The sequence below is a fragment of the Vibrio sp. EA2 genome, assembly GCF_033042495.1.
GTDB lineage: Bacteria > Pseudomonadota > Gammaproteobacteria > Enterobacterales > Vibrionaceae > Vibrio.
Window position 1 is genome coordinate 1 of record NZ_JAWLID010000048.1, and the last position, 976, is coordinate 976.

The following is a 976-nucleotide window of genomic DNA, read 5'->3' on the forward strand; positions in this document are numbered from 1 at the left end:
ATAACGCCCAATTAAGGGGTGAGCAACGCTACCACCCAAGCTTAAAGTATTGTGCCATAAACACTTAACTTGAAGTAGAAGCAAAATGCCAAGCGTTGGGAATCCCTCTTAAATTGTTTGTTATGTGTAATTTTCTATGTACTTCCTTAATGACTCAGTCGATTCAAACAAGGGACTAATTGGAAGGTTAAGATTTAGCTTCTCAATTTCGACTGCCGAAGAGCCATGGCATTTCTCAAAGTCACTCCAACTGCTCTTGTGAACCTGCTTTACGATTCTAAAGTCGAGTAACAATTGAGAAAACGCTTCGGGGCTATACCCCTTAGTCTCAGCAATAAAGTGTTGTGTAGCCGGACGTATACCTTGAACCAGTGCCAAATAAAATCGAGCGATGTCATTTACATGGATATATTGGTTATAACCTTGAGATGGTATCGCTACTTGGAGAGTTTGGTCAGATAAGGAATCTACAATTCGCTTTAGCTGACAGTTTTCACCACCATAAACCAAACTAGGACAGTAAACGACATGCCACTTCTTTTTGATAGCGCAACCTATTGTAACTGTGTCCGGTTTCACCACCTCTAGAGGCTTAAGCCTAAATTCTTTGAGGTCATTGTGAGAAGCATTGCCAAATAGCCAAACGCCCGATGTGTGGATTTTTGTTGCACCTTCAGCCGCTAGTCTATCCAACTGCGTTAGCAGCTTGGACTCTATATCAGCTATTTCCTCCGGAGAAAATTCTGACCAATGTGGGCGAGCACAATTTATAACGATATCAAAGTAACCAGAGAAATCTGATGGCACATTGGCAAGCTTCCGAGCAGGAGGTAAGACACCGCTAGTCCTGCTGTAAGTCGAAACTTCAAAGCCACTTTCAACAAACATCTTAGTCACGTGGCTACCAATATACCCATTGGATCCTGATATAAGTACTTTCATTCTTTCCCTGAACTCTCGATTACACATAACGCCC

At 42.2% G+C, this 976-nt stretch carries 1 protein-coding gene; it reads right to left on the bottom strand.

The features are described from left to right. Positions 1-120 precede the first annotated feature (120 nt). Positions 121-942 (bottom strand): NAD(P)-dependent oxidoreductase, encoded by an 822-nt coding sequence (locus tag RXX31_RS24655; protein ID WP_317592210.1) that lies wholly within the window; start codon positions 940-942, stop codon positions 121-123. Between the last annotated feature and the right edge of the window lie 34 nt (positions 943-976).